This is a genomic window from Paraburkholderia sp. EG287B (genome assembly GCF_040965595.1).
Lineage (GTDB): Bacteria > Pseudomonadota > Gammaproteobacteria > Burkholderiales > Burkholderiaceae > Paraburkholderia.
The window spans coordinates 152,454-174,376 of sequence record NZ_JBFRCG010000004.1 but is presented as its reverse complement, the minus strand read 5'-3'; the positions used below and the strand labels follow the sequence as shown (position 1 = coordinate 174,376).

Annotated in this window: 20 protein-coding genes; 8 read left to right on the top strand and 12 right to left on the bottom strand. The window is 66.2% G+C overall.

Going from position 1 to position 21,923, the window contains the following annotated elements; genetic code table 11:
- The first annotated feature begins 15 nt into the window (after positions 1-15).
- The gene (locus AB4Y40_RS08340) at positions 16-1,485 is read left to right on the top strand and encodes an amidohydrolase family protein (RefSeq protein ID WP_368687271.1); all 1,470 of its coding nucleotides are present in this window, start codon (positions 16-18) and stop codon (positions 1,483-1,485) included.
- A 543-nt stretch (positions 1,486-2,028) separates the two neighbouring features.
- The gene (locus tag AB4Y40_RS08335; RefSeq protein ID WP_368687270.1) at positions 2,029-3,216 is read left to right on the top strand and encodes a hypothetical protein; all 1,188 of its coding nucleotides are present in this window, start codon (positions 2,029-2,031) and stop codon (positions 3,214-3,216) included.
- Positions 3,217-3,266: 50 nt separating this feature from the next.
- Here the strand turns inward: AB4Y40_RS08335 and AB4Y40_RS08330 are convergent, their stop codons facing one another.
- From AB4Y40_RS08330 to AB4Y40_RS08315, 4 genes are all read right to left on the bottom strand, one after another.
- Entirely contained in the window at positions 3,267-4,187 is a 921-nt protein-coding gene (locus AB4Y40_RS08330) for a LysR substrate-binding domain-containing protein (RefSeq protein ID WP_368687269.1), read from the bottom strand.
- Positions 4,188-4,267: 80 nt separating this feature from the next.
- The gene (locus AB4Y40_RS08325) at positions 4,268-5,404 is read right to left on the bottom strand and encodes a porin (RefSeq protein ID WP_368687268.1); all 1,137 of its coding nucleotides are present in this window, start codon (positions 5,402-5,404) and stop codon (positions 4,268-4,270) included.
- Positions 5,405-5,486: 82 nt separating this feature from the next.
- Positions 5,487-6,527 carry an ABC transporter substrate-binding protein gene (locus AB4Y40_RS08320; RefSeq protein WP_368687267.1) on the bottom strand — a complete coding sequence of 347 codons (1,041 nt, stop codon included), beginning with the start codon at positions 6,525-6,527 and terminating at the stop codon, positions 5,487-5,489.
- 83 nt (positions 6,528-6,610) lie between these two features.
- Positions 6,611-7,741, bottom strand: coding sequence for a mandelate racemase/muconate lactonizing enzyme family protein (locus AB4Y40_RS08315; protein WP_368687266.1), 1,131 nt, complete (start codon positions 7,739-7,741; stop codon positions 6,611-6,613).
- 250 nt (positions 7,742-7,991) lie between these two features.
- Between AB4Y40_RS08315 and AB4Y40_RS08310 the strand changes: the two genes are divergently transcribed.
- Positions 7,992-9,452, top strand: a complete 1,461-nt coding sequence (locus AB4Y40_RS08310; RefSeq protein ID WP_324162993.1) for a PLP-dependent aminotransferase family protein — start codon at positions 7,992-7,994, stop codon at positions 9,450-9,452.
- Positions 9,453-9,478: 26 nt separating this feature from the next.
- On the opposite strand, the gene AB4Y40_RS08305 is transcribed toward AB4Y40_RS08310, so the two are convergent.
- On the bottom strand, positions 9,479-10,405 hold the full coding sequence (locus AB4Y40_RS08305; protein ID WP_368687265.1) for a carbon-nitrogen hydrolase family protein: 927 nt from the start codon (positions 10,403-10,405) through the stop codon (positions 9,479-9,481).
- A gap of 83 nt (positions 10,406-10,488) precedes the next feature.
- On the opposite strand from AB4Y40_RS08305, the gene AB4Y40_RS08300 reads away from it, so the two are divergent.
- Both AB4Y40_RS08300 and AB4Y40_RS08295 read left to right on the top strand, forming a co-directional pair.
- On the top strand, positions 10,489-11,400 hold the full coding sequence (locus AB4Y40_RS08300; RefSeq protein ID WP_368687264.1) for a LysR family transcriptional regulator: 912 nt from the start codon (positions 10,489-10,491) through the stop codon (positions 11,398-11,400).
- Positions 11,401-11,526: 126 nt separating this feature from the next.
- On the top strand, positions 11,527-12,636 hold the full coding sequence (locus AB4Y40_RS08295; protein ID WP_368687263.1) for a Rieske 2Fe-2S domain-containing protein: 1,110 nt from the start codon (positions 11,527-11,529) through the stop codon (positions 12,634-12,636).
- A 23-nt stretch (positions 12,637-12,659) separates the two neighbouring features.
- Here AB4Y40_RS08295 and AB4Y40_RS08290 read toward each other — a convergent pair whose 3' ends face one another.
- The 4 genes from AB4Y40_RS08290 to AB4Y40_RS08275 all read right to left on the bottom strand — a co-directional run bounded on the left by AB4Y40_RS08290 (position 12,660) and on the right by AB4Y40_RS08275 (position 15,644).
- Entirely contained in the window at positions 12,660-13,067 is a 408-nt protein-coding gene (locus AB4Y40_RS08290; protein ID WP_368687262.1) for a DUF1801 domain-containing protein, read from the bottom strand.
- Between the two features lie 103 nt (positions 13,068-13,170).
- Positions 13,171-14,634, bottom strand: coding sequence for a CHASE2 domain-containing protein (locus AB4Y40_RS08285; protein ID WP_368687261.1), 1,464 nt, complete (start codon positions 14,632-14,634; stop codon positions 13,171-13,173).
- A gap of 42 nt (positions 14,635-14,676) precedes the next feature.
- A complete protein-coding gene (locus AB4Y40_RS08280) occupies positions 14,677-15,291 on the bottom strand; it encodes an OmpA family protein (protein ID WP_368687260.1) in 615 nt (204 codons plus the stop codon).
- Entirely contained in the window at positions 15,288-15,644 is a 357-nt protein-coding gene (locus AB4Y40_RS08275; protein WP_368687259.1) for a FecR domain-containing protein, read from the bottom strand. The genes AB4Y40_RS08280 and AB4Y40_RS08275 overlap by 4 nt, the downstream gene beginning before the upstream one ends.
- Before the next feature lie 278 nt (positions 15,645-15,922).
- On the opposite strand from AB4Y40_RS08275, the gene AB4Y40_RS08270 reads away from it, so the two are divergent.
- Positions 15,923-16,099, top strand: coding sequence for a hypothetical protein (locus tag AB4Y40_RS08270; RefSeq protein WP_368687258.1), 177 nt, complete (start codon positions 15,923-15,925; stop codon positions 16,097-16,099).
- Positions 16,100-16,132: 33 nt separating this feature from the next.
- Here the strand turns inward: AB4Y40_RS08270 and AB4Y40_RS08265 are convergent, their stop codons facing one another.
- Together AB4Y40_RS08265 and AB4Y40_RS08260 are read right to left on the bottom strand one after the other, a co-directional pair.
- Positions 16,133-17,440, bottom strand: a complete 1,308-nt coding sequence (locus AB4Y40_RS08265; RefSeq protein WP_368687257.1) for an MFS transporter — start codon at positions 17,438-17,440, stop codon at positions 16,133-16,135.
- A gap of 85 nt (positions 17,441-17,525) precedes the next feature.
- A complete protein-coding gene (locus tag AB4Y40_RS08260; protein ID WP_368687256.1) occupies positions 17,526-18,608 on the bottom strand; it encodes a tartrate dehydrogenase in 1,083 nt (360 codons plus the stop codon).
- A 110-nt stretch (positions 18,609-18,718) separates the two neighbouring features.
- On the opposite strand from AB4Y40_RS08260, the gene AB4Y40_RS08255 reads away from it, so the two are divergent.
- Positions 18,719-19,657 (top strand): LysR family transcriptional regulator, encoded by a 939-nt coding sequence (locus AB4Y40_RS08255; protein WP_368687478.1) that lies wholly within the window; start codon positions 18,719-18,721, stop codon positions 19,655-19,657.
- 7 nt (positions 19,658-19,664) lie between these two features.
- Here AB4Y40_RS08255 and AB4Y40_RS08250 read toward each other — a convergent pair whose 3' ends face one another.
- Positions 19,665-21,152, bottom strand: coding sequence for a PLP-dependent aminotransferase family protein (locus AB4Y40_RS08250; RefSeq protein ID WP_368687255.1), 1,488 nt, complete (start codon positions 21,150-21,152; stop codon positions 19,665-19,667).
- 122 nt (positions 21,153-21,274) lie between these two features.
- Between AB4Y40_RS08250 and AB4Y40_RS08245 the strand changes: the two genes are divergently transcribed.
- The gene (locus AB4Y40_RS08245) at positions 21,275-21,913 is read left to right on the top strand and encodes an FMN-binding negative transcriptional regulator (RefSeq protein WP_368687254.1); all 639 of its coding nucleotides are present in this window, start codon (positions 21,275-21,277) and stop codon (positions 21,911-21,913) included.
- Positions 21,914-21,923: the final 10 nt, after the last annotated feature.

Genomic DNA, 21,923 nt, shown 5'->3' with positions numbered 1-21,923 from the left:
TTTCACAGGTGACCTATGGCTTCCAGAATCAACCGCCGCGGCAACGCAATCCGCCCGGTCTCCGCCTGCCTGGGCGACAAGGCGCTCGCGGAGTTCGCCAGTCGCCGCATCAGCGCCGACCTTGCGCGGCGCGGCTTCCTGGTCGGCATGGGGGCCGCCCTGTTGAGCGCGGTGCTGCCCGAGTTCAGCAGCGCGCAGCAACCTGGCGCCGCCGCGCCTGCCCAGCCCACGACCTTCACGAACTTTCGCCTGTTCGACGGCAAGTCCGCGGCGCTGCAGGACGGCATGTCCCTCGTCGTCGACGGCAACCGCATCTCGCAGTTGCGGCGGGGCGCGCCTGACGCACAGAACGCGTCGGGCGGCCGCGTGATCGACTGCGGCGGCAAGGTGATGATGCCCGGTCTCATCGACATGCACTGGCATTCGCTTCTCGCTGCGGTCCCGATCGCGACGATCCTCCAGTCCGACCTGAGCTTCGTCTACCTGGCCGCGGGCGCTGAGGCGCCGCGCACGCTCTTGCGCGGATTCACGACCATTCGCGATGTGGGCGGTCCCGCGTTCGCCCTGAAGCAGGCCATCGACGCCGGCATGCTGAGCGGCCCGCGCATTTACCCCTGCGGCGCGATGATCACCACGACGGGCGGCCACGGCGACTTTCGTCTGCTGACCGACGTGCCGCGCACGAGCAGCCAGATCAGCGAGATCGAACGCACCGGCGCTGCCGCCATTGCCGACACGGCCGACGAAGTGCGCCTGCGTGTGCGCGAGCAGTTCATGATGGGCGCCACGCAGATCAAGATCGTGGGCTGCGGCGGCGTCTCGACGCCGCGCAGTCCGCTCGACATGCTCACGTTCACCGAGCCGCAACTGAAAGCCGCGGTGGAAACGGCGTCCGACTGGGGCACCTACGTGCTCGTGCACGCCTACACGCCGGAATCGGTGAAGCGCTCGGTTGCTGCCGGCGCGCAGTGCGTCGAGCACGGCCACCTCATCGACGACCGGACGGCTGAAGTCCTGGCGAAGAACGGCACATGGTTGAGTACGCAACCATTTACCAGCGAAGAGGATGTTGCACCGTTGGCGCCGTCGAGCCGCGAGAAGTTTCTCGAGGTGACAGCCGGGACCGACAACATGTACAAGCTCGCGCGCAAGCATGGGCTCAAGGTGGCGTTCGGCACGGACCTGATCTTTTCGCAGGCGCTGGCCACGCGGCAAGGCACGATGCTCGGGCACATGGCGCGCTGGTACCCGAATGCCGAGGCACTGCGCATGGCCACTGCCACGAACGGGCAGCTGCTCGCGCTGGCGGGCGAGCGCAATCCGTATCCGCACAAGCTTGGCGTGCTGGAAGAGGGCGCGTATGCGGACCTGCTGATCGTGGCGGGCGACCCGCTCCAGGACATGACGCTGCTGGCGAACCCCGATCAGAACCTGAGCCTGATCATGAAGGATGGCCGCGTCTACAAGGACGCATTGAAGGCGTGACGCGCGGGCCCCGCGTCACCCAAAGCCCGTAAAAAAACCGACATCGCGATTGCGATTTGGCACGAAAATCGAAGGCCAGATAGCCCGCGCGGGCATGGCGAGCGGCCGCTCCTGGCGAATCCGCCACACGATTTCTGTATCAAGATGTCACGGCGTGGGGACGTATCAAACGGGCCCATTTGCCTGCGCGGCGCAGCCATCATGGCACGCCCCGGGAACCCCCAGCGGGGGTCGAAATCCCGCCTGTCCCTATCCGCCATCTGGCCGATTATGCCGGTTGAACTTCGCGTCGAAGTAGCTCATATTCAAATCGACTATTTGTTACAACCGTCCAACGATTCGCGCAATAGAGTAGGGATTACAGCCAATATTTCGAATCCGGGCCGCCTGGTTGCCTCCGCTGCGACGCGCACCAGCCGCCGGTAGCAAACCCGAAACCATCCTGTCAAAGCTTCCATGCCTGCAATGTTCAACGAACCTGGCCGATCCAAGTCTGGTCCGTGGGGATGTCCATACTGCGGGACCGGTTTTAATGCGCCACTGATGATCTGTCCTCAGTGCGGCGCGAAGCAGCTTTCCTCTGGCCCGCGCATGTCGCCGGCTAGCGAGTCCGCCGCGCCCGAATGGCACGATGGTTTCGCGCGCCATGCGCGCACGGAGTGGAACCCGTCTGCATTCAGTTTCAGTGGTGGCGCGCCGCGCGACAGCGATTACGAGCTGCGCGAGGAAGCGCCTCGGGCGTCACGTTCGTGGATGCCCTTCTATGCGATTGGCAGCGTGGTGTCGATCGCGTTCCTGCTGACCGCGTACATGATTTCGCACCACACCGGGCGCGAGCCGACCGTCGGCGCCCAGATCGTGGAGGGTGCGATCCTCGGACCCAAGGCCACTTCTACCGCGCACGACACGAAGCCGCACACGGTGCCCAGCGCGCCGCCCGTAGCCGTCGCGCAGTTGCCGCCTCCGGTGGCCAGCGTGCCATCGGCTCCCGTCGCCAGTGCGCCGCCGCCTCCCGTCGCGAGCGTGAAGCCGCCTCCTGTTAAAGCAGCGCCGCCGCCGGTGGTGGCCCATGTCGCGCCGCCCGCACCGGCGCCCCAGCCGGCGCCCGCTCAAGCGCAGCCGCCGCGTACCGCCACCGCTCGCGCGGAGACCGCGCCGCCGAGCGCTGCCGAAGAGCGCGCGCTCGCTGCAGCGAAGGTCAAGGCAGACAAGGCCAACGCGGAGAAGCTCGCCGCCGCGAAGGCCAAGGCAGAGAAGGCCAATGCGGAGAAGGTCGCCGCCGCCAAGGCCAACGCAGAGAAGGTTGCCGCGGCGAAGGCCGCCGCCGATTCGCGGGCCGACGTCTCGAGAAATCTGTCGATCGCGCGCGCGAGCCTCGACAAGAACAGCCTCGGGCCCGCGCGCAGTGCGATCAATTCCGCGCTCGCGCAACAGCCTGGCAACGGCACTGCGCTGCAAATGCAGGCCGAATTGACGTCGCGCGAAGACCAGCGCGATTCGCTGCTTGGCTACGCGCGGCTTTGCGCGCGCGATGGGCGGTGGGTGTGCGCCTGGCATAACGCGGGGCATGCACTGACCGTCGATTCGTCGAGCGGCGAAGCACGGGAGATCCTCTCGCGTTCGATCGCAGCTCAAGGAGCCCGCAACGTGGCACAGGGCGCAGGCCCCCCCGCGGCCACGATGAGACAGGTGGACTCGGGTCCGCCGGGCCCGCCGATCGATCCCAACTGACGATGTCCAGGTCGCAGACGCGGGTGCGTGACGCCAGTCATGCACCCGCGCTAGCGTTGTTGCCCGTCCCGTTCGCAGTGGTGCTCGACCAGCCAGTTGCTGAAGTTGCGCACGCGTAGTGTCTCTTGCACTTCGGGCCGCACGTCGAGCCAGTATCCCGAAGGTCCCACCACTTCCACTTCGCTCAGTTGCACGAGTGTGCCGTTCTCCAGTTCGGGCGCGATCATGTGCCGGTCGGCAACGGCGATACCCAGACCCGCCACCGCCGCGTGAATGACCTGATCGAGCGTGCTGAACTCCAGTTCGCCGTGCGGCGCGATCTGCACGTCGAGCGCCGCGGCTTCGAGCCACGCTTCCCAGACCAGCAGGCGCCGGTCGATATCGAGGATATAGAGCCACGGATGCTGCGCGAGGATTTCGCGCAACGCGTGTTGATCGGCGGCCGCCTGCCTGAACTCGCGCGCCGAGCCGACCAGCACGTGGCGCTCGCGCATGAGCAGCGTGCTCTGGCCGCCCGGCAGCGGTTCCATGCCGAAGCGGATCTGGCAATCTTCGTTGCGCTCCGTGCCGTGCAGCGGCCCATATTCGTTGGTGATGGAGATGCGCAAGTCGGGGTGGCGCAGCTGGAAGTCGCGCAAGCGCGGCGTGAGCCAGCGCGTGGCGAGCGTGGGCGCGGCGTTCAGACTGAGCAGGCTGTTCGACGGATCGGCGCGAATCGTGTCGAGCGTATGGGCGATGCTATCGAACGCGGCCTGCAGCGTAGGCAGCAGCCGCTTTCCCGCGGGCGTGATTTCGAGCCGGTGATGATGCCGCATGAAGAGCGGCGTGCCGAGATAGTCTTCGAGCAGGCGGATCTGGCGGCTGATCGCCCCCTGGGTCACGTGCAGGTTCTGCGCTGCCCGGGTGAAGCTGAGCGTGCGGCTCGCCTCCTCGAATGAACGCAGTGCCGATAAAGAGGGTAGGCGGCGCATGCAGGCCTCGCGATGCAGGAGCGCCGGCGCATGTTCACTCGCGCCGGCGCGTTTTCAATGATAACGACTACGTTAAAACGTTAGAAGGCGTGCGTGATACCCACGCGGGCGACAGCCTGGTTGTCGGTGCCCGAGGGGTTGAAGCCCGTGATCTGCGCGTTTTCCGCCGAGCCCGCCGCGTGCTGGTACACGCCCATCGCATAGACCGATGTGCGCTTGGACAGCGAGTACTGGCCGATCAGGTTGACCTGGTGATACTTCGGCGATTTGTCGGTGGCGTGGTCCTGGCCCACCGTGTAGGTGTAGCCCGCACCCACGACGAACGCGGGCGTCACGGCATAGGTGCCCGCCACTTCGAAGTTCTGGAAGTGCAGGTCGCCGCTGCCGGTGGCCGAGGCGAAGTCCACGTTCGAGTAGTTCGTCATCAGCTTGAGGCTGCCGATCACATACGACGCGCCGGCCGAAAGGATGCCCTGGTAGCGTGCGTTGGCGAGCGCGTCGCCGAAGATCGAGTTCACGAAGCTGCCGCCGCTGCCATAACCGGCCACCGCCGTGATCGGATCGTTCACGCGCAGGTAGCCCACGCCCGCGCTGAAGGAGCCGATCGTGTAGGCCGCTGCGGCGCTGTACGAGGCGTTGTTCGAGAACTGGCCTGCCTGGCCGCCGAACGAATAATGGCCTTCGAACTGGAAGCCGGCGAGCACGGGGCTCACGTATTTCACGGCGTTGTTGACCGGGAACCCGTTGTCGAGGTTGTCCATGTCGTTCGGGTGGGCGAAGTACCAGCCGCCGTAGTTGCCGTTCAGCGAATACGGCTCGATCAGATCGACGGTGGCGTCCCATTGCTTGCCGAAGGTCACCTGGCCGTATTGATCCGACTTGAAGCCGACATAGGCGTTGCGCGAAAACGCGAGACCGCCGCCCAGGCCGCCCGTCGCCGCGTTGAAGCCGCTTTCGAGCCGGAAGATCGCGGCGTAGCCACCGCCCAGATCTTCGGTGCCGCGCAGACCCCAGCGGCTGCCGGCGGGCACGCCGCTTTGCATCTGCACGAGCTTGCTGCCGGTGCCCGGCACGAGCTGGCCGTTCGCGCCGTTCGCCACATTGCTGGCGTAGTCCACGCCGAGGTCGATCAGGCCATACAGCGTCACGCTGCTTTGCGCGTGCGCGCCCGCTGCGGCGAGCGCCAGCGGCAGCGCCGCGAGAATCTTCTTCTTCATTTAAGTCTCCTTATCATGGAGCCGCGTTGCGCGGCCCGGCTTTTCTCGTTGGAATCGTTTTATCTCGCGGGGCGCATCGCGCTTACGCGCCAAGCGACTTCTGCACCTTCTGCGCGACATCGGCGGGCACCCAGGGCTTCCACATCTCGGGGTGCTGCTTGAGGAACTTGAGCGCTTCGTCCTGCGCATCGACCTTATGCTCGGTCATGTCGAGAATCGTCGTGTTCAGGAAGTCGATGGGGAAGTTCACCTTCGAGAAGAACGCCATCACGTCGGGCTCGGCCTGATAGAACGGTGTCGAAACGCCGATCTTCAGCTGCGAGACCAGATACGACGAGGCGCATGGCTGTGCGCTGCTGGCATCGCGCAGCGTCTTCCAGCACGCTTCGTTGAACGGCGGCATCTTGAGCTGAACGAACTTGTACTTCGCCATCAACGCGGCCGGCTCCCAGTAGTAGGTGAGAATCGGCTTGCCGCGCGCGTAGGCCGAGGAGATGGCCGCGTCGAGCGCCGCGCCTGTGCCGGGGCGGAAGTTCGTGTAGGTGTCGTCGAGCTTGAGCAGTTTGAGCAGGCGCGAATTCACGCGTTCGCAGTCCCAGCCCGAGGGGCAGTTGAGGAAGCGGCCGCGATCCGGTTCCTCGTCGTCCACGAAAAGCCCCTTGTATTTCGGCAGATCGCTCACGGACTGCAGGTCGGGCGCGCTGGCCTTGATGCCGCGCTTCGCGTCGCCGTGCACCACGTAGTCGGGCACGTACCAGCCTTCCTTCGTGCCGCCCGGCAGCGTGTCGCCGACGAGCTTGACCGAACCCGCCTTGACCGCGCCTGCGATGATCTCCGAGCGGCCCGTCCACTGCTCGGACCAGACCTGCAGGTCGTTGCGCGAGAGCGCCGTTTCGGTGGCCGCCGTGCTGCCGGGCACCGTGTCGGTCTGGCAGCCATAGCCGTTCTTGACGATGTAGCGCAGCACTTCGCTCGTGAAGTTGCCGCTTTCCCATGTGACGCCCGCGAAGCGCACGGGTTTGCTTGCGCTGCACCAGGTGCCGGCGGCGTGCGCCGGCAATGCGGCGAGGGCGAGCGGCGCTGCCAGGCTGGCTGCGCGCAGGAGGGTGGTCAGGCGGTTCATGGTGTGTCTCCGTTTTATTGAAATGTTTCGGAATGCTTTAGATGTGGGCTGCCATCTCGTTCGTGCTACGGCTCAATGAGGATTTAGTCGTAACGGCTGTCGTGTGCGCGTGTCGCGGCGAGCATGGCTTCGTCGAGTTCGATGCCAAGGCCGGGCACATCGCTTAGCGCGATCCAGCCATTCGCGTCGATGTCGATCACGTGCTTGATCGGGAAGTCGCGCCGCGCCGGCGTCCATTCGGGCGGGTCATAGGGAAACTCGACGAACGGCGCGTGGGCGGCGCCGGCCACGACATGCAGGTTGGCCGCGAGGCCAATGCCGTTGCCCCACGTATGCGGCGTGAACACCTTGCCGTGCGCCTCGATTTGCGCCGCGAGCCGCCGCGCGCCTTCCATGCCGAGCGTGCAGACGACATCGGGTTGGTAGACGTCGAGGCAGTCGTGCGCGAGGAGCGCCGCGAATTCGTGCGCGTCGCGTGTCATCTCGCCGCCTGCGATCCGCACTTGCGTTTGCTTGCGCAACTGCGCGTGGCCCGCGTAGTCGCCGCGATGCAGCGGCTCCTCGACCCAGTACACGCGATGCTTTTCGATCTGGCGAATCACGGCGAGCGCTTCGTCGGCGCGCCACGGCGCCTGGGTGTCCCACGGCATGCGCCAGCCCTGGTTGCAGTCCACCATCAGTTCGATGTGCTCGCCCGCGGCTTCGCGCACGGCGGCGAGCGCGGCGAGATCGTCGGCGAGGGTCGGGCGGCCGAAGCGCACCTTGAGCGCCGGGAAGCCGCGCGCAACGGCATGCTCGGCCCACTGCGCCATGCCTTCGAGCGTGCGATGCACGCCCGAGGACGCATAGGCCCGCACGCGCTTCGAACGGCCGCCGGCCATTTGCCAGCACGGCTCGCCGCGAATTTTCCCGGCGAGGTCCCAGAGCGCGACGTCGAGCGGCCAGAGCCGGCCCGCGTGGAAGCTGAGGTTCTCGAGCACCGCCGAGTGCCGCGCGAGGTCGAGGGGGTCGGCGCCGATGAAGAGGTCGCGGTAGTCGTCGAAGCCGTACATCGCGTCGCCGGAGCCGATGCCCACGCGGCCTTCGCTGTCTTCCACACGCACGATCGTCGCCGGGAAGGCGCGCCGCGGGCGGCTGTCCCACGAGGCGGGGAACGGTGGGTCGAGCGGCAGCCGGTGCTGGCTCACGGTGATGCGTGCGATGCGATTCGTCATGGCGCGTGGGGCGCCGCCTAGTGCGTGCAGCATTGCGTGACTTACGTCTGAAGATACGCATGCCGCGCGCCGTGAGGCGGGCGATTGTCTCCTTGGCCTTGTCAGGCGTTACGGCATCCTAGAGGGTCAATTTCGTGCACTCAATGAAGTCAATTGAAGTAAATGACAGCCTTCATTTCCGCGAATTGGGCGCGATAATGACGCAGCCGTCGCGCCGTGCCGCGACGTGCATTGCTCCTTCGGGAAAACCATGAATGGCTGGATGCCTACGCTCTCGCGCAGCAGCGAACCCAAGTACCGGGCGATCGCCCAGGCCTATTCGCAGGCCATTCACGGCGGCCAGATGCTGCCCGGCGAAAAGCTGCCCGCGCACCGGCTGCTCGCGAAAAAGCTCAACGTGACGACCGGCACGGTAAGCCGTGCTTATGCGGAGCTGGAGCGCGGCGGCCTCGTGGTCGCGCGCGTGGGCGACGGCACCTATGTGGCCGAGCCCGACGCCGACGGGGCGCGCATCCAGGACCGTACGCGCCCCGCGCCCGAGTCCAGCGAGCGGGCCGCGGCGGCGCTTTCGCCCGGCCTGCCCGGTGCGCCGGGCGTCCATGCGCCGGGACGCCTGATCGATCTCGGCCAGAACGTGCCGATGCCGACCGACGAAGCCTTCCTGCTCACGCAGACCTTGCGCGAACTCGCCGCCGACGAGCGCCTCGCGGGCGAACTGCTGCTGTATCAGCCCGAAGGCGGGCGCCGCTCGCACCGCGAGGCGGGTGCGCGCTGGCTCGCGCGCATGGGCTGCACGGTGGCGGCCGAGCGTGTGCTGGTGACCCAGGGCGCGCAGCACGGTCTTGCCTGTGTGTTGCGCGCGGTGCTTCGGCCAGGCGACACGATTTTCGCGGAGGCGTTGAGCTATCCGGGCATCGTCGCGCTCGCGCGGCAGTTGCGGCTGAATCTCGTCGGCATCGAAATCGACGAGGAAGGCATCGTGCCCGCCGCGCTCGAGCGCGCGTGCGGGCTGCTCGCGCCGCGCGCGCTCTTTTGCGTGCCGACGCTGCACAACCCGACCACGGCGACGCTCTCCGAAGCGCGCCGCGCGCAGATCGCCGAGATCGCCGTGCGCCATCACCTCGTCGTGATCGAGGACCTCGTGCCCGCCGCGTTGCTCGATGCGCCGCCCACCCCGCTCGCCGCGCGGTTGCCCGAGCACGGCATCGTCATTAGCAGTCTTTCGAAGGCGGTCGCGCCGGGCCTGCGCGTGGGCTATGTGCAGGCGCCGCAGGACTGGGTCGGCAAGATCCTCGCGGTGATACGCAGCGACTGCTGGATGACGTCGCCGCTCGCCGCCGAGATCGCGGCGCGCTGGATCGTGGATGGCGAGGTCGACCGGCTCGTCGCGCAGCAGCGCGCGCAGGTGGACGCGCGCCATGCGATCGCCGCCGAGGTGCTGGCGGACTGGACGTATCGCACCGATCCGGCGAGCCCGCATCTCTGGCTGCCGCTCGCCGAGCCCTGGCGCGCCGCCGAATTTTCCGCGGCGCTGCGTCAGGCCGGCGTGCTCGCGAAAACGGCTGACAGCTTCGTGATCGGCCGCGGGTCGGCGCCGCACGCGGTGCGCCTGAGCCTCGGCGGCGCGCGCAGCCACGAGGCCCTGCGAGAAGGGCTGGAACTGCTGGCGCGCACGCTGCGCAACGGGCCGGAAGGGCTTTATTCGGCGTGACAGCGGACTTTTAACGGCGCGCCGCGTTACTCCGCGATGAACGAGACCGTGCGCTTGCGCCGTTCGTCGACTGAAAGCGCGAACACATCGGGCCGCGCGTAGTGGCCCACCACATCGAAATCGTAGCGGGCACGCGTGAGTTCACCGGTGTCGATCTCCGCGACGACGAGCCCGGCTTCACCGCGCAGCGGGCCGGCCAGCACATCGCCGAGCGGCCCGACGATCAGGCTGCCGCCATTGATGAGCGGCCGGTTCTCGTCCCAGCCCGGCACCTCGACGCCGAGCGCCGCGGGCGAAGGCTGCACCTGGCACGCGCTGATCACGAAGCAACGTCCTTCGTGCGCGATATGGCGCATGGAGCACTGCCAGATGTCGCGCTCGTCCACGGTGGGCGCACACCAGATCTGCACGCCCTTCGCGTACATCGCCGTGCGCAACAGCGGCATGTGGTTTTCCCAGCAGATGGCCGCGCCCGCGACGCCTGATTCCGTGCGCACGGTGGGCAGCGTCGAGCCGTCGCCCTGCCCCCAGATGAGCCGTTCCGTGCCCGTCGGCATGAGCTTGCGATGCTTCGCCACGAGCCCTTCGCCCGGATTGAAGAACAGCGCCGTGCAAAAGAGCGTGCTGCCGTCGCGCTCGATCACGCCGATCACGAGCGACGCGCCGCAACGCGTCGAAAGCTCCGCGAGCGCTTCGGTTTCCGCGCCGGGCACGTCGATCGCGTTCTCGTAGTAGCGCGCGAATGCCTCGCGGCCTTCGGGCAGGCGGTAGCCGAGGCGCGTGCCGAATATTTCTCCCTTCGGGTAGCCGCCGAGCAACGCCTCGGGCATCACGACGAGCTGCGCGCCCGAAGCGCGGATCTGCGCTTCGAAGGAGAGAATCTGCTCCAGCGTTTGCGCTTTGCCGGCGGCGGACGAACCGATCTGCAGCGCGGCGACTTTCGACTTGGCCATGATGACGTGCTCCCACGGGGTTGGACTGCCCACATCTTTCCACGGCGATAAAATCGCGAGAACGTATATCGATACTAAGTGATATGAACCAGTTTGATATCGCCGGCGTGGACCTGAATCTGCTGAAGATATTCGAGGCGCTGTTCGAAGAGGGCGGGGCGAGCCGCGCCGCGATTCGCCTCGACATGACGCAGTCGGCCGTGAGCGCGGCGCTCAGGCGTCTGCGCGCGCTCTATGCGGACACGCTGTTCGTGCGCACCGGCCGCGGGCTCGCGCCGACCTCGCGTGCGCAGGAACTCAAGCCCGTGATCAGCGAAGCGCTCGACCGTTGCCGCCATAGCCTCGCGATCGCTTCGCCCGATGCCACCACGTTTCATGGGCGCGCGGTTTCCATCGGGCTTTCGGACGACTTCGAAGTGGCTTTCGGCCGGCGCATCATCGAAACGCTGGAAACCAGCGCCCCGGGCCTGCGCATCATCTTTCGCCAGACGCACAGCCAGATCGTCGCCGATGCGCTCGCCAATCAGGACATGGATCTCGCTGTCGCGGCGGGCGGCTTCGCTTCGCGCGGGCTGAGCCACCGGGTGCTCGGCGAGGGCAGCTACGCGTGCCTCGTGGACGACGCGCCGCGCACGCTGCGGCGTTTGACGCTCGGCGATTACGTGTCGAGAGGGCACATCCTGGTGTCGTCGGGCGGCGTGGTCGGGATCGTCGATGAAGGGCTCGCCGCGCGCGGCCTGAAGCGCAATGTCGTGGCTTCTACGACGCATTTCGCCGCGTTGCCCTTTCTGCTCAAGGGCACGCGCAGCGTCGCCACGATTCCGCGCCACGCGGCCGAGGCGATCGCACGCGTGACCGGCCTGAAGTTGCTCGCGTGTCCGCTCGATCTGCCGCGCTATCCCGTGGAACTCGGGTGGCGCAACAGTTCGCTGCGCGACGCCGCCATCGTCAAGGTTCAGGCCGCCATCATCGCGTGCTTTCCGGCAAAACACTGATCGACACCCGGGCGCCAATCGCGTTGAATGATCGGGCACGAGATTTGCGTCGAATTACCGATTTCCCAGAACGACGATAACGACCATAACGACGATATCGACGGACTCGACAAGGAGTTTCACCGTATGCGCGCAATGCCTTTCCCCGACGGTTATACGATCGAGTCACATTTGCAGGAGCCGCGCGACCTGCGCCGGGTGCCCATTCATCCCGATCACTGGTATCCGCTTGCCTGGTCGCGCGAACTCAAGCCTGGCAAGACGCTGGGCACGCATTTCGCCGGCGAGCCCATCGTGCTGTTTCGCACCGCGTCGGGCGCGGTGCACGCGCTCGAAGATCGCTGCGCCCACCGCCAGGTGCCGCTGCATGCGGGCGTGGTGGATGGCGAGTCGCTGCGCTGCGGCTACCACGGCTGGACCTACGACTGTTCGGGCCAGTGCGTGGACGTGCCTTACCTCGGCAGGGAGCGCCTGCCCAACGGCGTGCGCGCCTATCCGTGCCGCGAGGCGCACGGCATGATCTTCGTCTTTCCCGGCAACACCACGCTCGCCGGGGAAACGCCGCTGCCCGTGCTGGATTCGGTCACGGACAAGGCATACAAGACGCGCCGCTTCGGGCGCGAGGTGAAGTGCCACTACTCGTTCATGCACGAGAATCTGATGGACATGAATCACCAGTTTCTGCACCGTCGCCAGATGGGCCAGATGCGGGCGCGCTCGCTCGGCCGGCGGCGCGGCGAGCGCTCCATCGAAGTGGACTATACGTTCGCGCGCATGGCGGGCAAGCAGCCCGCGGGCGAGGCGCTCGTGTTCGGCGCGAGCAGGAACCGCGCGGACCCGAGCGATCAGAGCGTGATGACGATCCGCACGGAATATCCGTATCAAACGCTGAAAATACGCTCGGGCGACGACTCGCTCCTGATGGACCTGTGGATCGTTTATGTGCCGCTCGACGCGCGTCAGCGCACGAACCGGACTTTCGGACTCCTTTCAGTCCGCAGGCCTGCCATTCCATTCCTGCTCGACGCGGCGTGGCCGCTGCTGGTTTGGTTCACGGAGCGCATCTTCAAGGAAGACCGCACCATCGTCGAACTCGAACAGGCCGCGCACGACAACCAGGGCGCCGACTGGAATCACGAAGTGTTTCCCGTCATCAACGAATTGCGCGACCTGCTGCGCGATTGCGGCGCGCGCACCGTGATTCCCATTCGCGAGGTGAGCGAAGCCGACGCCTGAGGCGAAGGCGCCTCGCGCTCGCATCAGGCCGTTTTGCGGGCGCGCGGTTTGGCAGGCGCCTTTTTCTTCGCGTTGCCCTGGTTGAATTCGATCGCCGCGCGAATGAGCGCGGTGAGCGCGCGTTTGTCGACCTTGTCGCCCTCGAGCCAGTCGATGGCGCGTCGCGCGTTGCCGTCGAGCCCGGCGTTGAACAGCTGCTGCGGGTCGGGCAGGCTCGCGCCGTACAGGAACGTGAGCTTCACCTTGCCCTTGTGCGCGTTGCCCACGGCGATCATGCCGTCGCGATACCACACGGGGCTGCCCATGTATTTCCATTCCTCGATGATCTCCGGGTCGGCCCCGAGAATGGCCTCGCGCATCGCGACGAAGGTTTCGCGGCGCCAGTCGGTGAGTTCCGCGATTAGCTGGTCAATCCGTTCCGATGGGGTCATTCGCGCTCCGTGCCTTGGATGACGTCCTGTTGTCGGGCAATCAGGATCGTAATGTAGCACCGAGGTTGCCAGGTCGAAGCCATGCAGGCAACCGAAGCAATCGTTAAGTGTTGGTCGTCGCGCTCGAACCGGGCGTCTTGGCGGAGGTGGATGCGTTGTGCGCTTCCGGCTCCATGAGGGAGATGGTGAAGAAGCTGCCCATGACCGCGGAAAGAATGATGAAGATCGATGCGGCATCGACGAGGAAGCCGAAATAACGGAATACGAGGAAGCAAATCGAAAGCGTCAACAAGTTAAGCGTAAGGCCGATGATCGCGGAGGCCTTCGGCACTGCGCGCATGAAGACGGCAAGCCGCGAATCGTTGCGCGGCACATACCAGATGAAGAACAGGCCGAGCGCGAGGATGAAAACCGTCTCACACCAGATCAGCCAGTCCGGGCGCTGCAGGAATCTGCCCTCGAAAATCGTTTCGATGACCTGCGCCTGAATCTCGATGCCGGGCACCAGTTCGCCTAACGCCGTTGTGCGCATGTCGGTGAGGCCCGTTCCGGTGAGGCCGACGAGAACCAGCTTGTTGCGGATACGGCTCGCATCGACCTTGCCCTGCAACACATCGCGTGCGGAAACATAACGCTGCTGCGTACGCGCAATCGAGGCGAAATGCAGCCAGATATCGCCGTCGGGCTGCGTGGGCACCCGCACGTCCGCCACGCCGACGGCGCGCACGCCGGATGGGCCCGCGAACACCTCGATAGCTGGCGAACCGGTGGCCACGCGCAGCATTTCGATGGGCAGGCTCGGCACGAGTTTGTCGCCAAGACCCAGCACGAGCGGAATGCGCCGCACCGTGCCCTGTTCCTGCGCAACGTTGAGCATCGCCTGGCCGTGGGCGGCGCCCTGCAGCTCGGGGAGGCTCGCGAGCACGTAATTGAAGCGGTGCACGTTCGCGAGGGCGTCCGGGCCGTGCACGAGCACGGGGGCGCTCAGGATGTCGGTGCGCGTCGTGGAGGTCGCGTAGTCGAAGGCCGCCGCGCCGAGGATCGAAGGCGATGCGCGCAGCGCGGTCGCGAGAATGCGCTCATGGCTGGGCAGCGCGCGCAGTTGCGTGGCGAGGGCGGTCTCCGAGGCGGGCAGGTTGTCGGCCACGTTGCCAGGCGATGTCTGGTCGGGCTCGGGCATGTAGATGTCGAGGCCGATCGCCAGCGGTCTGTTCGCCTCGATCGCATCGACCAGCCCGGCGAGGCGGTTGCGCGGCCAGGGCCATTGGCCGAAGGATTCGAGCGTCTTGTCGTCGATCTCGACGATAGTCACCGGCTGCGTGGTCGGCACGCGTGGAAAGCGACGCTGGTAGTGGTCGAAAAGAAGCTGGCGTGCCGAGCCGAAGGTGTCGGGCAACACGGTGTCGAGCGTGTCGAGCAAGGCTGGCCGCGCAACGTCGCCGGGCCATTCGCTGCACAGGTTGATGAACAGAAGCGTCAAGAGCACCGCGAGCGCCCAGGGGCGGCCTTTGCGCGCCCGCATCATGCGCCTGAGAAAGGCGATGCATGAGTTGCGGTAGCGTTTCATGGTGGCATGGGATCGCTGAAGAGTGACGCGTATCGATACGGATTACTGAACGGTGATGACTGCGCGCCGGTTTGCCTGGTTGGGCACGCCGTCCGCGGTATGGACGAGCGGCTCGCGCTTGCCTCGGCCTGCAACCTCGATCTGCTGCGCGGGTATGCCGGACTTGACCAGAAACGACGCCACGCTTTGCGCCCGGCGCATGGAAAGCCGGTCGTTGAATTCCTGGGAGCCCGCCATATCGGTGTGGCCGACCACCGTGAGGTGAGGCGCGGGCCAGCTCGCCAAGACCTTTTTCAACTCGGCGACAGTGGCCGTGGACTCGGGCGCAAGCTGCGTGGCGGAGTCGAATACGAAGTTGATCGTGAATGTTCGGGGCCTGGGCGGCTCGGCGGCCAGCAGGTCGCCGTACTGGGTCTCCACGGCGGCCTTGTTGCCGGCGGTCTGCTCGATCGCGCCGCCCTTCGAGACATCGGCGCGCGTGTAGGCCTTGTCGATGACTTGCGTCTTGCTGCCGCTATGCACGATCACGTTGCCGACGCTGCCGTCCGGATTGGGCAGCAGCGTGATCTTGTCGGGCGTGCTGCACGCGCAGAGGCACACGCACAGCGTGAGTGCCATGTATCGCGGCAGCCGGTGTGCGCGGTTCGTCGTCTTCAATGATCGGTCTCCCCGCTTCCTCCCACCTCGATGATGAACTCCGTGCCGCGTACGCCGAGTGTGGTGGTGGGCGTGCTGTAGCGCACGGCTTCCGGATTGGCCTTTGCGAGCTTGCCGTCGACCACGGCGAGCGAGCCGCGCTTGATGCTCACGTCGAGCGCGCCGTCGTAAGTGGTGGTGTTGAATGCGAACTTGTTGAGATCGAGAACGGAGTTGGCGCCCTCGGTCAGCAGCGTGTTGTCGCGCAGCGTGATGCCGACCGAAGACGCGGGGCCGGTCAGGACGCGGTCGCTCGCGAACACCTCGCTGCCGACCGCGACGCCGACCGGCTGACTCGCACGCTCGACATGCACCGAGCCTTTGATCGTCTTGACTATGCCAATTGCATCGGCTGCGTGCGCATCGATGACTGGCGGGCACCCGCAGGCGAGAAGCAAGGCATATTGGATGGCTTGGCTACGCACTGGCGATACCGTTTGGCGAAACGAACGTGAGGGCTCGCGCCGGGTCTCTCGGGCACCCGGCGAGCATAGGGACTCCGCGCGGCCTGCTCCGTGCGCTAGCGCACATAGTGCAAGCGCACTCGACGTGCGCCAGAATCGGCAATACGGGCCGGGCTCGCTATGGCGCGGTGAGCGGCCTGCTGTCGATGCCCGCGAATATCGCCAAAGGCATTGCCCCGATCGCGGGCGCGGCGCTTTGGGCCCTGCGCGAAAGCTACGTGCCGGTGGAATGGACCGTGCTGATCGTCTCGCTGATCTCGCTGGCCGCCTGCGTGGTGGCGGTGCGATTAGCGGGCAAGGCCTGACGCACCCGGCCGAAGCCGCGCAAGCCCGCCCCTTCAGTGATCGTGCCTCACCTGCGCCATCACCGGTTGGCTCGCCTTGCGGCTCAGCATCAACGTGACGACCGCGGAAAGCGCGAGCGTCGCGCCAACCACATACAGGCCCGCGGCATAGCTCCCGGTCCGGGTCTTCAGCCATCCGATCACGGCGGGCCCCACGAACCCGCCGAGATTGCCGATCGAATTGATCATGGCGATGCCCGCTGCCGCCCCCGCGCCGGAGAGAAACATGCTGGGCATCGCCCAGAGCGGCGCCTTCGCGGCACTGATACCGATGTTGACCACCACGAGCGCCAGCACGATCATCAGGGCGGTGCTGGCCTGCCCCGCGAAGATGAAGCCCACACATGCGAGCACGCAGGGAATCACGACGTGCCAGGTGCGCTCTGTCGTGCGGTCGGAGTGCCGCGCCCAAAGAATCATGGCGACGACCGCCACGATGCTCGGAATCGCGTTCAGCAGCCCGGTTTCGAGCGAGCTGAAGCCATATTGCCGGATGATGAGCGGCGCCCACAGGCCCAGCGTGTACAGGCCGGCCGAGGTGCCGAAATAGATCAGGGCGAGCGCCAGCACGCGCGGGTCGCGCAGGGCGCTCAGCGCACCCGCCGTATGGCCGGCGTGCCCTTCGCGCGCCCTTGCTTCATCGGCGAGCTTCGCCATGAGCCAGTCGCGCTCTTGCGGTTTGAGCCACTGCGCTTTCGAGGGCACATCGGTGAGAACTTTCAGGACCACGAAGCCTAGCAGCACGGCCGGAACCGCTTCGATCACGTAAAGCAGCTGCCAGTTGGCGAGCCCGAACAGGGTCGGCAATTGCATGAGCGCGCCGGAAATCGGCGAGCCGAGCGCCGTCGAAATCGGCGCGGCCGCCATGAACCACGCCGCGGCTGCCGCGCGTTGCTTCGTCGGGAACCAGAGGCTCAGGTAGAGAATGATGCCGGGGAAAAAGCCCGCTTCCGCCACGCCGAGCAAAAAGCGCAGCGCATAGAAACTGGTGGGGCCGGTCACGAAGGCGGACGCCGCCGAGACAATGCCCCACGTGACCATGACGCGCGCGATCCAGATGCGCGCGCCCACGCGGTGCAAGATGAGGTTCGAAGGCACTTCGAACAGAAAGTAGCCGATGAAGAACAGGCCGCCGCCCAGGCCGAACGCCGTGGGCGAAAGGCCGATCGCCTTGTTCATCGTCATTGCCGCGAAGCCCACGTTGACCCGGTCGAGAAAGCTCACGAAATAGAGCAGCATGACGAATGGGATGATGCGCCACATGAGCTTGCGCGTGACGATTGCTTCGGTATCCGAATTCACGTGTCTCCTCCCTGGAGGGTTTTGGCGGGGGCGCGCGGGTTTTTTTGTGTCACGCCCCCGTGTCTGCTTTTACCGGCGCTAGCGCTCAGGCAGCGACAGCCGCCTTCTCGACGAGTTCGCACACTGCGGCCGTGACCTGCGCCGTGGTCGCCTTGCCGCCCAGGTCGCCGGTGTGCAGCGCGGGGTTGGCGGTCACGGTCTCGATGGCCTGCATCACATGAGCGGCGGCTTCGGTCTCGCCGAGGTGCTCGAGCAGCATCACGACCGACCAGAACGTGCCGATGGGATTGGCGAGCCCCTTGCCCATGATGTCGAAGGCCGACCCGTGGATCGGCTCGAACATCGACGGATAACGCCGCTCGGGGTCGATGTTGCCGGTCGGCGCGATGCCCAGACTGCCCGCGAGCGCGGCGGCGAGGTCGCTGAGAATATCCGCGTGCAGATTGGTCGCGACGATCGTATCGAGCGAAGCGGGGCGGTTGACCATGCGCGCCGTGGCGGCGTCCACCAGTTCCTTGTCCCACTTCACGTCCGGGAACTCCTTCGCAACCTGCTGCGCGATCTCGTCCCACATCACCATGGCGTGGCGTTGCGCGTTGCTCTTGGTGATGACCGTGAGCAGCTTGCGGGGGCGCGACTGCGCGAGGCAGAACGCAAAGCGCAGGATGCGTTCGACGCCGGCGCGCGTGAGGATCGAGACATCGGTCGCGGCTTCGAGCGGATGACCCTGGTGCACGCGCCCGCCCACGCCCGAATACTCGCCTTCGGAGTTCTCGCGCACGATCACCCAGTTCAGGTCTTCGGGCTTGCAGCGTTTCAAAGGCGCGTCGATGCCGGGCAGGATGCGCGTGGGGCGCACGTTCGCGTACTGATCGAGGCCCTGGCAGATCTTCAGGCGCAGGCCCCAGAGCGTGATGTGGTCGGGCACGTCGGGGTCGCCCGCGGAGCCGAACAGAATGGCGTCCTTGTTGCGGATGGCGTCGAGCCCGTCGGCCGGCATCATCACGCCATGCTGGCGGTAGTAGTCGGCGCCCCAGTCGAAGTTTTCGAATTCGAACGCGAAGCCCTGGGTGGTTTTCGCAAGCGCTTCCAGCACCTCCTTGCCCGCGGGCACGACTTCCTTGCCGATGCCGTCGCCGGGAATGGTTGCGATGCGATAGGTCTTCATGTCTCGTTCCTGTGAAGTGAGGCCAGTGTGGGTTCACTTTATCGAACTCCCGGTTCAAAAACCGGTGCTAGACTCAAAGCATCCTTAACTTGAATTCACAAGTGGCGACCGTGACCGACACCGTTCTACCCGCCGATCTGGGCTTTTTCTCGACGCTCGCGTCCTCGGGCAGCCTGAGCGCCGCCGCGCGCGAACTGGGCCTCACGCCCGCCGCCGTGAGCAAGCGGCTCGCGCAAATGGAGGAGCGCGCCGGGGTGCCGCTCGTGAACCGCACGACCCGCCGCATGATGCTGACGCCCGAAGGCGAGGTGTACCTGGAGCACGCGCGCCGCATTCTCGACGAGATCGACGAGCTGGGCGAGCTGCTGGGCGGCTCGAAGAAGCATCCCAAGGGGTTGTTGCGCGTGAACGCGACGCTCGGCTTTGGGCGCAGCCATATCGGGCCGGCGCTTTCGCGTTTCGTCGCGCAGTATCCGCAGGTTTCCGTGCAGCTTCAGCTTTCGGTCATGCCGCCGCCGCTCACGGAAGATTCATACGACGTCTGCATCCGCTTTGGCGAGCCGCCCGATACGCGCGTGATCGCGCGGCGTCTCGCGGCGAACCGGCGTTTGCTGTGCGCTTCGCCCGCCTATCTCGCGAGCCGGGGCACGCCCGCCACGCCGCACGACCTCGCCAGACACAACTGCATCAGCATTCGCCAGGGCGACGAAGCCTATGGCGTGTGGCGGCTTTCGCACGAGCGCGGCAGTACGCGCAAATCGGAAGCAGTCCGGATCAATGGCAATCTCACGACCAACGACGGCGAGATTGCCGTGAAGTGGGCGCTGGACGGGCACGGCATCTTGATGCGCGCGGAATGGGACATCAACGAGTATCTGGCTGACGGGCGGCTCGTGGTCGTGCTGCCCGAGTATGAAACGCCCGGCGCGGACATCTACGCCGTGTATGCGCAGCGGCACCAGCTTTCCACGCGCATTCGGGCGTTCGTCGACTTTCTCGCTGTCGAATTGAGCAAGTCGCAACGATATCCAGTAGCCCGAAGCGTTTAGCCTCGCTTCATTTCTCCGCCACGGCAATCACAGCAGCGAGGCGACGCGCGGCCTCTTTCATTTGCGCGCTGCTAAAGCCGCCAAAGCCGAGGATGAGCCCTGGCCGCTCGGTGCCCGCGGCGAACATGGGCGACGCTGGGCGAACCGCGATTCCTTCGTCCGCTGCTAGCCGCACGATCCGGCGATCGTCGAGCCTTGCCGCGAGCCAGAGCACGAGATGCATGCCCTGATCGCCGGGCTCGATCCACGCCAGCTCACGGGGCAAAAGCGCTTCGAGCGTTTCGATCAGGCCGAGCCGCTGCTCTGCGTAGACGTTGCGCACCTTGCGGACGTGTCGCTCCAGGTGCCCCTCGGTCATGAAGGCGGCGAGCACATGTTGATCGGCCGTCGGCGGATGGCGGTCCATGAGCACGCGCGCGCCGCAGAACGCATCCACGAGATTGGGCGGCACGACGACATAGCCCAGCCGCAGCGAGGGAAACAGGATCTTGCTGAAGGTGCCGAGATACACCACGCGATCCGGCGCGAGGCCCTGCAGCGCCGGAAACGGATAGCCCTCGTAGCGCAGTTCGCTGTCGTAGTCGTCTTCGACAACCCAGGCATGCGCCGAGCGCGCCCACGCGAGCAACGCCGCGCGCCGCGCCATGCTCAGCGGCATGCCGAGCGGGTACTGATGCGAAGGCGTGACGAACGCCGCGCGCGCCTTCGGCGCCAGGCGAATGCCGGCCTCGACGTCGAGACCTTCGGCGTCCACGGGCACGCGCACCATGGCGTCGCGGTAGGGCAGGCTTTCGAGGATGGCGGTGACGCCCCGGTAGGCCGGGTTCTCGACCCATGCCTGGTCGCGCGGCCCCAGCAGCACCTGGCTTGCGAGAAAGAGCCCTTGCTGCGTGCCGCTCGTCACGATCACCTGATCCGCTTCGCAGCGCACCGAGCGGGACTTGCGCACATAATCGGCAATCGCTTCGCGCAGCGCCAGGGCGCCTTGCGGGTCGGCATAGCCGGTCGGCGAGGCGGGGCCCCGCGCGCGCAGGCGGTTGCCGAGCCGGCGCCAGACGTCGCCGGGCGCGGTCATGCCCGTTGGCACCGAGATGGCAAACGGCACTGGAGGAAGCGGCTTGAACTCGCGTCCGATCGTGGCGAACGCTTCGGCGCGTTCCGGCAGCACGGCTTGTGCCGCCTGCGCTGAAGCCGCGCGGGGCTCGCGGGCGGGGGGAGGCTCCGCCAGCGCGAGCGCCACGCGGGTACCGGCTCCGGCCTTCGATTCAAGAAAGCCTTCAGCTATGAGCTGTTCGTAGGCCTCGACCACCGTGCCGCGCGCCACCTGGAGCGAAGCGGCGAGCGCGCGCGTGGACGGCAGCGCATCGGCGGCCCGCAGATCGCCTTTGCGCACCGCTTCGCGCAGCGCCTCGGCCACCTGGCGGCTGAGATTGCCGGCCTCCCGGTCCAGCGTGCCGAACGATGGCATCTCGGCGGCCTGCGCGGTTCTTGGCATGATTCTGGTTCACTGGAATATAAATAAACTGGATCTATAGAATAAACCACTTTTGCGGCAGACTCGGGTCTGTGGCGGCATCGGCCGCGCTAACCCATCACCTTACGAGCAGGGACAAACGCATGTACGTACCAGCCCATTTCGCCGAAAACCGCAAGGACGTCCTGCACGACTGCATCGCCCAACATCCGTTCGGCACGTTGGTCACGCGGGGAAAGAGCGGGCTCGACGCCAATCACATTCCCTTCGAGCTCGCAGCGGGCGAGGGCGAGTTGGGCGTTCTGCGCGCGCACGTCGCGCGCGCCAACCCGGTTTGGCAGGACGTGGCGAACGGCGACGACGTGCTCGTGATCTTCCGCGCGGGCGACGCGTATATTTCGCCGAACTGGTATCCGAGCAAGCACGAGGCGCACAAGCAGGTGCCGACCTGGAATTACGTCGTGGTCCATGCACACGGGCGCGTCAGGATTCTCGACGACGAGCGCTACGTGCGCGGCGTGATTGGCCGCCTGACGCGCACGCACGAAGCCACGCAGCCCAAGCCGTGGAAGATGGCCGACGCGCCGAAGGACTACACGGACACGCTCGTCAAGGCGATCGTCGGCGTGGAGATCGAGATCACGCGTCTGGTCGGCAAGAGCAAGCTCAGCCAGAACAAGGAAGAGCGCGATATTCGCGGCGCGGGCGAAGCGCTCAAATCGAGTGGCGAGTCTCGCATTGCCGACGCCATGCTTGCCGCTGCCGACGCGAAGGCGCAATAACGCGCACCCG

Coding starts and splice junctions, on each gene's coding strand:
- AB4Y40_RS08340 (WP_368687271.1), top strand. CDS start 16: ATGGCTTCCAGAATCAACCGCCGCGGCAACGCAATCCGCCCGGTCTCC.
- AB4Y40_RS08335 (WP_368687270.1), top strand. CDS start 2,029: ATGATCTGTCCTCAGTGCGGCGCGAAGCAGCTTTCCTCTGGCCCGCGC.
- AB4Y40_RS08330 (WP_368687269.1), bottom strand. CDS start 4,187: ATGCGCCGCCTACCCTCTTTATCGGCACTGCGTTCATTCGAGGAGGCG.
- AB4Y40_RS08325 (WP_368687268.1), bottom strand. CDS start 5,404: ATGAAGAAGAAGATTCTCGCGGCGCTGCCGCTGGCGCTCGCCGCAGCG.
- AB4Y40_RS08320 (WP_368687267.1), bottom strand. CDS start 6,527: ATGAACCGCCTGACCACCCTCCTGCGCGCAGCCAGCCTGGCAGCGCCG.
- AB4Y40_RS08315 (WP_368687266.1), bottom strand. CDS start 7,741: ATGACGAATCGCATCGCACGCATCACCGTGAGCCAGCACCGGCTGCCG.
- AB4Y40_RS08310 (WP_324162993.1), top strand. CDS start 7,992: ATGAATGGCTGGATGCCTACGCTCTCGCGCAGCAGCGAACCCAAGTAC.
- AB4Y40_RS08305 (WP_368687265.1), bottom strand. CDS start 10,405: ATGGCCAAGTCGAAAGTCGCCGCGCTGCAGATCGGTTCGTCCGCCGCC.
- AB4Y40_RS08300 (WP_368687264.1), top strand. CDS start 10,489: ATGAACCAGTTTGATATCGCCGGCGTGGACCTGAATCTGCTGAAGATA.
- AB4Y40_RS08295 (WP_368687263.1), top strand. CDS start 11,527: ATGCGCGCAATGCCTTTCCCCGACGGTTATACGATCGAGTCACATTTG.
- AB4Y40_RS08290 (WP_368687262.1), bottom strand. CDS start 13,067: ATGACCCCATCGGAACGGATTGACCAGCTAATCGCGGAACTCACCGAC.
- AB4Y40_RS08285 (WP_368687261.1), bottom strand. CDS start 14,634: ATGAAACGCTACCGCAACTCATGCATCGCCTTTCTCAGGCGCATGATG.
- AB4Y40_RS08260 (WP_368687256.1), bottom strand. CDS start 18,608: ATGAAGACCTATCGCATCGCAACCATTCCCGGCGACGGCATCGGCAAG.
- AB4Y40_RS08250 (WP_368687255.1), bottom strand. CDS start 21,152: ATGCCAAGAACCGCGCAGGCCGCCGAGATGCCATCGTTCGGCACGCTG.
- AB4Y40_RS08245 (WP_368687254.1), top strand. CDS start 21,275: ATGTACGTACCAGCCCATTTCGCCGAAAACCGCAAGGACGTCCTGCAC.